Source organism: Wolbachia endosymbiont (group B) of Eucosma cana, from assembly GCF_947250645.1.
Classification (GTDB): Bacteria; Pseudomonadota; Alphaproteobacteria; order Rickettsiales; family Anaplasmataceae; genus Wolbachia.
The window spans coordinates 1083410-1094971 of sequence record NZ_OX366334.1; the positions used below are offsets into that span (position 1 = coordinate 1083410).

The following is an 11562-nucleotide window of genomic DNA, read 5'->3' on the forward strand; positions in this document are numbered from 1 at the left end:
TAGGTGATATGTTATGTTTTATCTACATGTCAAGGATCCTTCTTTCAACTTAAAGATGTTGCTAATCAGCACATACAAATGTAATATTAATTAATATTTATAAATAAAGCAATTCCATGGAAAGTAACTACAACGCTGGCGCAATAAAAATCCTAAGAGGTCTTGATGCTGTAAGAAAGCGTCCGGGTATGTATATTGGTGACACTGATGATGGATCAGGCTTGCACCATATGGTGTATGAGGTTGTTGACAATGCGATAGATGAATCTTTGGCTGGTTATTGTAGTAAGATTGAAGTTAGCATAAATGAAGATGGTTCAGTTTCTGTAACCGACAACGGTCGTGGCATTCCAACAGACATTCATCCAGAGGAAGGAATATCAGCAGCAGAAGTAATAATGACCCAACTACATGCAGGAGGTAAATTTGACAGCAATACCTATAAGGTTTCCGGAGGATTACATGGTGTTGGAATTTCAGTTGTTAATGCGTTATCGAGTTGGCTGGAATTAACCATCTGGCGCAATAAAAAAGAACATTTTATGCGCTTTGAAGATGGTGAGTCTGTTGAATCTTTAAAGGTAGTCAATGAAAACACAAGTAAAAGAGGAACTAGAGTAACGTTTATGCCATCAACGGGGACTTTTAGTAGTATTGATTTTAGTTACTCCACTCTTGAGAGTCGCATCAGAGAATTGGCATTTTTAAACTCAAATATTGAGATCATTTTGCATGATCTACGTAATGAGCCGCATGTAAAGTCTCATTTTAACGATAATAAAGAGTCTAAAGATAATTTTGGTACAGCAAATTTTGTACGGTACTTAGACAAGAATAAGACAAACGTTACTAAAATCGCCAGCATTAGAGATGATGTAAAAAGTCTAGGCATCAGTTTGGAAATATCGATGGAGTGGAATGATTCTTACTATGAAAATATGCTATGCTTCACAAATAATATAAGACAACGGGATGGTGGTACGCATTTGGCAGGGTTTAGATCTGCACTAACCAGGTGTATCAATAGCTATGCAACCAACGAAGGGTTTTTGAAGAAGGCAAAGGTAAATTTGACTGGAGAGGATGTTAGAGAAGGCTTAACCTGTGTTTTATCTCTTAAGATGCCTGATCCTAAGTTTTCTTCACAAACAAAAGATAAACTAGTTAGTTCTGAAGCGCGGACAATTGTAGAGAGCATAGTTTTTGACAAATTGAGTGCAATGCTTGAAACTGACCCCAAGTTAGCAACAAGTATAGTAGAAAGGGCGATTAGATCAGCAAAAGGAAGAGAAGCCGCAAGAAAAGCACGGGAGTTAGTTAAAAATAAAAATAATATTGATATCGCAACTCTACCTGGAAAGCTTGCTGATTGTCAGGAAAAAATTCCTGAGTTATCGGAATTGTTTATAGTAGAAGGTAACTCCGCAGGTGGTACTGCAAAGCAGGGACGTAATCGTAAAACACAGGCGGTACTTGCTCTAAGAGGGAAAATTCTAAACGTAGAACGTGCAGGTCTGGATCGTATTTTTTCATCTGCAGAAATTGGCTCTCTGATCACAGCAATTGGGGCTGGAATAGGGAGTGAGCACTTCGATGTTGAAAAAATTAGGTATCATAAAATTATCATTATGACAGACGCAGACGTTGATGGTTCACATATAAGGACTTTGATTCTAACTTTCTTTTTTAGACATATGCGCGAAGTAATTGAAAAAGGATATTTATACATAGCGCAGCCACCGCTCTATAAAGTTACAAAAAATGCTAAATATACTTATATCAAAGATGATGAAACTTTTGAAGAGTATATAGTAAATTCAGCGATTAAAAGATTAACATTAAATGGTGTAGGCAAAGATTTGCGTTTCGTTTTGAATAAGTGCCTCAGTATTTCAAACATTAGCAAAAATTATGATAGGGAAATACCAAAAGATCTCTTAGAATCATTGCTAATTTTAAGCAAAAAGAATGCTCTATTGTCTGCTGATGAGATATTAAAATATTTAAAATTGATGTATAGTGAATATAATTGGGAAGTAGAAGTAAAAGATGAGGAAATTCACATTGCTAAATTGTTTCAAGGGTTAGCAGACAAATATGTATTCTCGCTTAGTATGCTTGAAAGTAAAGAAATACGGAATATATTGAGTTCTCTTGATAACATAATTGACTTATTTAATGGTGATTCATTTTTACAGTCGCAAGAAACTGAAATAAAAATAAAGTCTCCAAGTGCACTCGCAAAAATAGTGATGGATTATGGTAAAAAAGGTTTAACTCTGCAGAGATTTAAAGGCCTTGGTGAAATGAATGCTGATCAGCTTTGGGAAACTACACTCAATCCAGAAACTAGAACTCTGCTAAAAGTTGAAATAAAAGATTGTGAAGAAGCAGATAGCATATTCTCGGTGCTAATGGGTGATATAGTTGAACCACGTCGTGACTTTATAAATAACAATGCACTTAACGTGCATGATGTTGATATTTGATTTTAGAAACGCTAAACCCTTATGGCTTAGCATTGTGTGCCAAACCGGCTATTTAAAACGTACTACTAACCAATCCATTTCAGAAATCTGAATTGATCTCGGTTGTATTCCCGTTTTCGATCATAAATATATAGATTTTCTGTCCTATTATTGTTATAATTAATCCCTCGCTAAAATTGAATATTAATGAATGAATTGAGAAGGCTCACTATTACAGAGATGCATGATGGACTTAGGCGGAGAGATTTTTCTGCTGTTGAGCTTGTAGAGACGCATGTTAATGCAGTTGAAAATGAGCAACTGAATGCATTTGTAACAAAAACCCCAGAAATCGCGATAAAAGCTGCTAAAATAGCAGATGAATACTTTTTGAAACAAAAAGATAATATTTCATCACTTATGGGCATACCAGTTGGTGTTAAAGATTTATTTTGTACAAAAGGAATAAAAACAACGGCATGCTCAAAAATGCTGGAAAATTTCATCCCGACTTATGAATCTACGGTATCTAACTTGCTTTTAAAAAATGGAGCAGCCATGCTTGGTAAACTTAACATGGATGAGTTTGCTATGGGTTCTGCGAACACAAATAGCTATTTTGGTCCTGTTAAAAATGTATGGATTAGAAAAAGTGACGGAGAAAAAGTTGTTCCTGGTGGATCATCTGGTGGATCTGCAGCATCAGTTGCTGGGTTTTTATGCGCTGGAGCATTAGGAAGCGATACTGGTGGGTCTGTACGTCAACCAGCAGCTTATTGCGGAGTAGTGGGAATAAAGCCAACTTATGGAAGGTGTTCGCGTTTTGGTATGATTGCATTTGCGAGCTCTCTTGATCAAGCAGGAGTAATTACTCGTTCCGTTTCTGATTCAGCGTTAATACTGGAAACAATTTGTGGCTATGATGAAAAAGATTCAACATCGAGCAAAAGGCCAGTGCCTAAATTCTCTAATCTTATAAATGGTGATATCAAGGGTAAGCGCATTGGTATACCAAAAGAATATAGAATGGATGGAATTTCAGAAGAAATCGTTCATCATTGGGAAAAAGTTTCTTCCAATTTAAAAGAAAATGGTGCTGAAGTTGTTGACATTACTCTGCCTCATACTAAATATGCGATACCGGTTTACTATCTAATTTGTTCTGCTGAAACTTCATCTAACCTTGCTCGCTATGATGGTGTACGTTACGGATTCAGGGTTGATGCTGATACCCTTGAAGAAATGTATTCGCTAACAAGAGCAGAAGGTTTTGGTAAAGAAGTGAAAAGGAGAATTTTAATTGGTGCTTATGCGCTTTCTTCAGGTCATTACAATGAGTATTATGAAAAAGCACAGTGCATTAGGGCATTAATTAGAAATGATTTTATAAAAGCGTTTGAAAAAATAGATTACATACTTGTGCCATCTGCTCCAACAGAAGCTTTTGGCTTAAATGAAAAGCCAGACCCGCTAATTATGTGCATCAATGATGTGTTTACCGTGCCGGCAAGCTTAGCGGGGTTACCTGCTATTTCTGTTCCTGTTGGACTTTCCAATGAAGGCTTACCACTTGCTTTGCAAGTAATTGGAAATTATTACGATGAAGCTGGAATATTAAATATGGCAAGTGTGATAGAGCAAAATTGTGGCAGAATAGTTAATTCCCTTACGTAATATGTTTTCTTATAGTAACTATAGCATTATGATTATTTTGGCTATAGGAAACAAGAGCTTGATTTTTATAGCTAAATAAAAGACCATCAAAGGCACACATAAATATCTACAATGAAAGAAAAAACTTTCACAATCATTGATGGTTATGGTTTTCTTTTCAGAGCTTATTACGTTTTGCATCATTTGACTACCACAGCTGGTATTCCAGTAGGTGCTGTGTACGGTTTTCTTAATATGGTTCTGAAGTATATTTCCCATTCGGACTACTTAACTATAGCACTTGATTCTGGCAAAAAAAATTTCAGGCACAGTTTATATTCTGAGTATAAAGCAAACAGAGTAACGCCTCCTGAGGATCTAATTCCACAATTTACAATACTGAGAGAAGCGGTAGAAGCTTTTAACTTCAGCTATGAAGAGATTGAAGGCTATGAAGCAGATGACATAATTGCAACACTAGCTGCAAAATATGCCAACCACGAAGACTTTAAAGTAGTAGTAGTCTCATCAGATAAAGACTTATTTCAACTTTTGAATTACAACATTCTAATATTTGATCCTATCAAAAATATATACGTAGATGAAAAACAAGTGATAGAAAAATTTGGTGTAAATTCAAATAAGCTTCTTGATTTATTTTCTCTAACTGGAGATGCATCTGATAACATTCCAGGCGTTCCAGGAATAGGCCCAAAAACTGCAGCTAAATTGCTGGAAAAATTTGATTCGTTGGATAACATTATAGAAAACATCAATAACATTGAGCAAACAAGAGTTCGTAATATTCTTACTGAGCATAAGGAAAAAGCACTAATTTCAAGAGAACTTTTGTCACTATGCAAAAAAGTAGATCTTCAACATGATATTGTAAAATATGAAGTCCATCCTCCAAATATGGAAAAATTGTTATCCTTTTTGAAGAAATATGAATTTAATTCATTGATAGGAAAAGTAGAAAAGCTCTTTTCTTATAGTGGATCTAGCACAAAAGAGAAAATAGAATATAGTAGTGAAGAATTAGAAAAATTTTTGGAGCATTGCAGATATGAAGGTAAAATTGCAATTCATTGCCACTTTGAAAACAATAGATTGAACAAAATCTCCTTATCTTGTAGTGAGGATAATATTTTCTACATAGATCAAAGCTGCCTACAAGATGCACTTACTATAATAAATTCAACTTTATTTTCAAATGGGGTGCTTAAAATAGTACATGATATTAGAAAGATCAGAGAAATATTTCCTACAATAGAGAGAGTGCTAGACTCAATTGATGACCTGATGATCATGTCATACAGCCTTGACACAGGTAAGCATGATCACAGCATTCCAAACATAATTGCACACAATTTAAGTAAAAATGTAGAAACTTTCTCGGCAAAAATTTTAATAGCGATCCATGAGAAACTGACACAAAGATTATTTCAGGAAAAACTTTTTACGATTTACGAGCGCTTTGATAGACCTCTCATGAAAGTAATATTTGATATGGAGCAAAATGGAATACTGCTCAATATTCAAAAACTACAGGAATTGTCTGATAAGTTTGAGCAGCTAATTGCTGTACTTGAAAACGATATACATAATTTAGCAGGAGAAAAATTCAACATTGCATCGCCAAAACAATTAAGTGATGTTTTGTTTAATAAAATGGAGCTAAGTAAAAAGAAAAAGTCAAAATCTGGGTCTTATAGCACAAACTCTGAAGTTCTAGAGGCACTTGAAGAGGAGGGGACAGAAATCGCAGGTAAAATTTTAAGTTGGCGACATTCAAGTAAATTAAAGGGTACCTATACTGACGCGTTAATAAAACAGGTTGATCCGCTTGATGGTAGGATACATACAAGCTTTTCAATCACTGTGACTGCAACTGGAAGGCTGAGCTCTAGCAATCCTAATTTACAAAATATTCCTATCAGAAGCGAAGAAGGTAGTCTTATCAGGCAAGCCTTTATTGTGCCAAAAGGTTGCAAGATAATTTCTGCTGACTATTCACAAATAGAATTAAAAATCCTGGCACACGTTGCAAATGTTACCGCATTTAAAGAAGCTTTTGCAAACAGGCAAGATATTCATGATATCACTGCAAGACAAGTTTTTGGAGTGCAAGAAATAGATGAGCAATTAAGACGCAAAGCAAAAACCATTAATTTTGGCATTATATATGGCATTAGTCCATTTGGCCTTGCAAAGCGACTTGGCATTACCTTTCAAGAGGCTGCTGAATACATTAATTACTATTTTTCTTGTTACCCAGAAATAAAGGTCTATATGGAAAAAGCAGTATCTATCGCGAGAAATCATGGTTATGTAGAGACTTTGTTTGGTAGAAGATGTTTTGTAAGAGACATCAACAATAAAATTCCTTATCTAAGACAATTTGCAGAAAGGGCAGCAATAAATGCACCACTGCAGGGAACTGCCGCTGATATAATAAAACGCGCGATGATTCGGCTTTTTGATCAGTTAAAGTCAGGTAAAATAATCCTCCAGGTTCATGATGAATTACTTGTAGAAGTGGAAGAGAGCAGAGTGCAAGAAACAGCAAAACTTATGAAAGATATAATGGAAAATGCAGTAGAAATTTCTATATCACTTGAAGTAGAAATAAAAATTAGCGACAACTGGGGCTTTTCTTAATTATACCGTAGACCCTAAGAACCTGTCTTGAAAGGACTTAAGTAGTATCTGTTCAGATGCATGGCTAATGTGTAAATATTGAAGCAAAAGTAATGTCATCCCAGTGCTTGACACTGGGATCCAAATTGCTCACAAGCAACCTAATCATAGATATTAAAAGCAACGCTTTCAATGAGACTACAAAAGGCTGGATTCCAGTGTCAAGCACTGGGATGACACCTTATTGTTGTAAATTCACTTTTACCTTATTTTGCCACACCCCTGAACGGATGCCTTGAGTGGTTAATTTCGTAAGTATAATAGTAGTCATATTAAAGAGTTCTTGAAGTAAGGAGAGCACGTTAAGCAAACAACGTTTACCTAAAATTCTGTGACATTAGCAGCTTTCTTGCCCCGTTTTCAGTAAACAGTGATTTTTCTATATATTAGAAAAATTTTTATTTTAATTAGCGTTAAACAATAGGCGCCTATTGGTTTTTAGCTAAAGTAAAGGTCAAATATCTGGAATTCTGGACATAAAATCCCCCTGTGTTGTAAGTTAAACATATGATATAAATAAATAAGAGAGAAAGATAACCCTACTCACTATAGGAATAGGGCTATTATGGGCATGTGCTACCGTCTCCGTGTTGGTGTTCTACAACCGTTTTTATCAAGGTACACCAGCCCTATCTCTCGATACGTTTGAATAGTTGCATGGGACATATTTATGCACCCGTTTACAACCTTAAATTAATTGAACTATCGGAGATTATTATGATTACATCTTATCAAAATTTTATTGGCATTGACATCGGAAAATTTAAAAATGTTGCTGCAGTGCACAACCAAAAGAACACTATCAAGTTTGATAATAATTCTGCTGGTTGGCAACAATTGTTTCAAGAATTTTCAAATATTCTACCTAATGCTTTTGTAACTTTGGAAAATACAGGAAAATATGAGCTTGGCTTAGCACATTTTCTTGTTGGTAAGAATGTTGCTATACATCGAGCTAATACTCGCAAAGTAAAAAGTTTTACCTTATCTCATGGAACTTTAGCAAAGTCTGATCAATCAGATGCAAGAACCCTTGCCCAATATGGATTTGAACGCTATAGTACTCTATCTCTATTTGTGCCTATGTCAAAGGAACAAACAACATACTGTAATTGCGATTGAATGATGGAGAGACATACTCCATTATTTTAGCACGAAGTAACAAGTTCAATGAATCTGTTCTTCAAAAATAATTTAAACCTTTATAGTAGGAGTAGTCTTATGAAATATTATAGCGGATTAGATGTCTCACTCAAAGAAACTTTTGTAAGTATCATTGATGAGAAAGGAAAAATTGTAAAAGAAGAAGTTGTTGTGAGCGAAAGCAAGGCAATAGCTGAGTATTTGCTCAGTCAAAGTAAAGAGTATGAAGCAATAGGAATAGAAAGTGGGCAATTGTCAATATCGATGTGCAAAGAGTTAAGGAGCTTTGGATTACCAGTAATTTGTGTAGATGCGAGGCATATGGCAGCAGCATTGTCTGCGAGAATCAATAAAAACGATAAAAATGATGCAAGGGGTATAGCACAAATGATGAGAGCTGGGCTGTATAAAGAGGTATTAGTAAAATCAGATGAGTGTCTTGTCAAGTTAAGGTAGCGCTCGGAAGTAGAAGGCAGTTAATGTATTGCAGAGTATAATGCACCCCATAAACTAGACCAAAAAAAAATGGTTGATCCGAGTAGGAAGGTAAAGGGGTAAAAGTATGGCAACAAAAAAATATGAACCAGAGTTAAAAGCAAAGATAGCTTTGGAAGCAATAAAAAATCAAAAAAGCACAGCTGAGATATGTAGTGAATATAAAATACCATCAACAAATCTATATGATTGGCGTGATAGAGTATTGGCAAGGTTAAAAGACCTATTTGTTGAAGAAAGTGAAAGTGCGAGAAAACAAAGAATCTTAGCGCAAGAAATAGAAAGTTTACATAAAGTAATAGGAGAATTGACAGTGGAAAATAGCTATTTGAAAAAAAAATTACTGAAATAAGCAAAAAAGATAGAGTAAGGTTTATAGAAAAAGATTCTGATCTGTCAATTAGGAAACAGGCTGATTTATTGGGGATTTGCAGATCTAGCCTATATTATAGGCCTATAATTAATAACGAAAGTGAAGTAGCAAATTTGATTCAAGAAGTATATTTGGCTTCTGATTGCCGTTATGGATATCGTAAAATTACTGCTGAAATCATAGCGAGTGGAGTAGTAGTCAATCACAAAAAAATCTTAAGAATTATGAAAAAAATGAAGATTAGTGGGCTGTATTGTAGAAAAAGATGTAATACAAGTATTAAAGAAAAAAAGCATAAAATATATCCTTATTTACTCAAAGATTTGATTATTTGTAGAGTTAATCAGGTATGGGCTACTGATATAACATATATTATGGTAGAAGGTAAGTTTATCTATTTTGTGGCAATAATGGACTTGTATAGTCGCTATATTATTGCTCATTCATTATCACCATATCTCGATGCTGGATTTTGCCTTTATACTCTCAAAGAAGCTCTAAAACAAGGTAAACCTGAGATTTTTAATAGTGATCAGGGGGTGCAGTTTACTAGCTACAACTTTATTATGGAATTAGAGCGTGCTAATATTAAAATCAGTATGGACCATAAAGGACGTTGCTTCGACAATATATTTGTTGAGCGCTTATGGAGAACTTTAAAGCAAGAAGCTATATATTATTATAGACCAAATAGTATCAGAGATTTAAATCTTATAATAAATGATTTTGTTGCTTGGTATAACTATAGAAGGCGACATCAGACTCTACATTATAAAGTTCCTGCTGATCTTTATTATCATAAACAGTAAATGAATATATTGATAAATACTTTAAATGTGTGTCGACGTATTTATCAACATATTCATTTTAAAAATCGGATCACTTTGAAAAAAATGGTCTAGACAAATGGGTGCATTATAGGCTATTGAAGATATACGGAATAAAGCTTGGCAAGAAGTCAAAGATTGTAATCTTTTCTTTAAAAGTGCAAGAAGCAATAAAAGATCTAGATAAAGTCAGTAAGGATTCAATTGAAGCATTAGTTTGTAGTTTGGAAATAATAGAAGAATCAATAAAAAAGCTTGATAAAATATTATCAGAGAAAGGCAAGAAAGACGAAGATTGCAAATTATTAACTACTGTACCAGGAGTTGGTATTATAGTAGCAATGACGTATAAGGCTACAATTGATAATCCACATAGGTTTGAAACATCTGATACAGTCGGAGCCTATATGGGATTGACGCCAAGACAGTACGCTTCTGGAGAAGTTAATCGTCATGGTAGCATATCAAAGATGGGACCGGTAGAATGTAGAAATATGTTGTATGAAGCTGCGCATACAATACTGACAGTTAGCAAGAAAAAATTCAAATTAAAAAGCTGGGGAATAAAGCTTGCAAAAAAGAAGGGTGTAAAGAAAGCAGTAGTTGCATTAGCAAGAAAACTAGCTGTAATTATGCATAGAATGTTGGTTGATAAAACAGAATTTTATTATCAATAAACACTAAAGGAGTATAGGACAATAATTTTATTGAAAGTAAAGATAGTAATGCCGATGGAAGGGATAAGCAAGAGCTATGGTTGAAGCGTAGACTTCGTAAACAACATGTTGCCATCCACTTCCGCCCTAACAAGTATAGTGCGGCTTGGCTAAAATTAAACTAGCCATATCAGACCGCGGAGAGAACCATGGAAGCATGCTATTTTTAATTTATATCAAGGATTATGGAGGAAATATGCTATTTTGATCTATGTGAAAATTATTGTTGACTTGTACGCAATTAGAGAACCTTAGTCGCACTTTGCCAACGTCGTGATGACATTACGCAAATGAGAGTTCAAGAGAAATGTAGATTAGCAGCACCTGAAAACGACTATATAAAAGAAAGTTGCCAAAAGGCTGTTGACTTTTTTAACAATCAGATAAATGAACTCAACGATTCTATACAAAAAATTATTGATGGAAATCCAGAGTTACAAAAGCGCCAAAAAATCATAAGAACAGTACCAGGAATAGGTATAAAATTATCTCAAGACTTTGTGTGTCTGATGCCAGAGCTTGGCCATTTAAACAAAAAAGAGGTTGCAAGTCTCGCTGGAGTTGCACCGCATCCAAAAGAAAGTGGAAAAACTATTGGCTACAGAAGAATAACGGGTGGTAGAAGTAATGTCCGTAGAAAGCTTTTTACGGCTGCAATGGCTGCTGCAAAGTCCAAATCTGCACTTGGTGCCTTTTATTCTAAGCTTGTTGAAAGTGGCAAGAAGAAGATGGTAGCTATAACAGCTCTAATGCGTAAAATTATAGTTATTGCCAATGCCAGGCTTAAAGAAGCAATTAATTTGCATATTTAAAATTTACACAGCAGTAACTGAAATGGGTCAATGAATATTGTGAATAAGTTCTCTAATTGCATAAAAGTCAACAATAATTTTTTGTATCATGAAAAATATTTTTTGATGTAAAATTCAGCTCTAATACAACCTTTTATTTATTATTGTATTATCTTATTCAATCAAAAGAGGTTTTATTGGCAATAAAAACATCAACACTAATTTCCAATTAATCTCTTTTAAACTATGTAGCCAATGAATATGTGGATAAATACGTCCACACAAACTTAAAGTATTTATCCACATATTCATTAAGCTTATAAAAACTAAGGTATCATTCTTTTCCTCTATAGTCTTAATGATTTTACATAAGTTAAAAGTAGCATGCTTCCATTG

6 protein-coding genes and 2 pseudogenes are annotated in these 11562 nt (G+C 34.5%); all 8 read left to right on the forward strand.

Annotated elements, in window-relative coordinates; genetic code table 11:
• The first annotated feature begins 116 nt into the window (after positions 1-116).
• Positions 117-2489 carry a DNA topoisomerase (ATP-hydrolyzing) subunit B gene (gene gyrB, locus OOK99_RS05320; protein WP_264719637.1) on the forward strand — a complete coding sequence of 791 codons (2373 nt, stop codon included), beginning with the start codon at positions 117-119 and terminating at the stop codon, positions 2487-2489.
• A 186-nt stretch (positions 2490-2675) separates the two neighbouring features.
• Positions 2676-4142: an Asp-tRNA(Asn)/Glu-tRNA(Gln) amidotransferase subunit GatA gene (gatA, locus tag OOK99_RS05325; RefSeq protein WP_010404433.1), complete on the forward strand. Its 1467-nt coding sequence runs from the start codon at positions 2676-2678 to the stop codon at positions 4140-4142.
• Between the two features lie 111 nt (positions 4143-4253).
• A complete protein-coding gene (gene polA / locus OOK99_RS05330) occupies positions 4254-6782 on the forward strand; it encodes a DNA polymerase I (protein ID WP_264719638.1) in 2529 nt (842 codons plus the stop codon).
• Between the two features lie 756 nt (positions 6783-7538).
• Positions 7539-7925 (forward strand): annotated as a pseudogene (locus tag OOK99_RS05335) (IS110 family transposase); the annotation flags it as partial.
• A 117-nt stretch (positions 7926-8042) separates the two neighbouring features.
• Positions 8043-8420: an IS110 family transposase gene (locus OOK99_RS05340; RefSeq protein WP_264719639.1), complete on the forward strand. Its 378-nt coding sequence runs from the start codon at positions 8043-8045 to the stop codon at positions 8418-8420.
• Between the two features lie 106 nt (positions 8421-8526).
• Positions 8527-9641 (forward strand): IS3-like element ISWpi17 family transposase gene (locus tag OOK99_RS05345; protein ID WP_214303219.1). Its coding sequence is split into 2 segments (ribosomal slippage): positions 8527-8800 and positions 8800-9641, totalling 1116 coding nucleotides; the frame shifts between segments, so codons are not numbered across the junction.
• 101 nt (positions 9642-9742) lie between these two features.
• The gene (locus OOK99_RS05350; protein WP_264719640.1) at positions 9743-10336 is read left to right on the forward strand and encodes a transposase; all 594 of its coding nucleotides are present in this window, start codon (positions 9743-9745) and stop codon (positions 10334-10336) included.
• 287 nt (positions 10337-10623) lie between these two features.
• Positions 10624-11187, forward strand: a pseudogene (locus OOK99_RS05355) (transposase); the annotation flags it as partial.
• Between the last annotated feature and the right edge of the window lie 375 nt (positions 11188-11562).

What these genes read in the sequence shown, in the direction of transcription:
- polA (WP_264719638.1), top strand. Translation starts at nt 4,254, where the DNA reads ATGAAAGAAAAAACTTTCACAATCATTGATGGTTATGGTTTTCTTTTC.
- OOK99_RS05340 (WP_264719639.1), top strand. Translation starts at nt 8,043, where the DNA reads ATGAAATATTATAGCGGATTAGATGTCTCACTCAAAGAAACTTTTGTA.
- gyrB (WP_264719637.1), top strand. Translation starts at nt 117, where the DNA reads ATGGAAAGTAACTACAACGCTGGCGCAATAAAAATCCTAAGAGGTCTT.
- gatA (WP_010404433.1), top strand. Translation starts at nt 2,676, where the DNA reads ATGAATGAATTGAGAAGGCTCACTATTACAGAGATGCATGATGGACTT.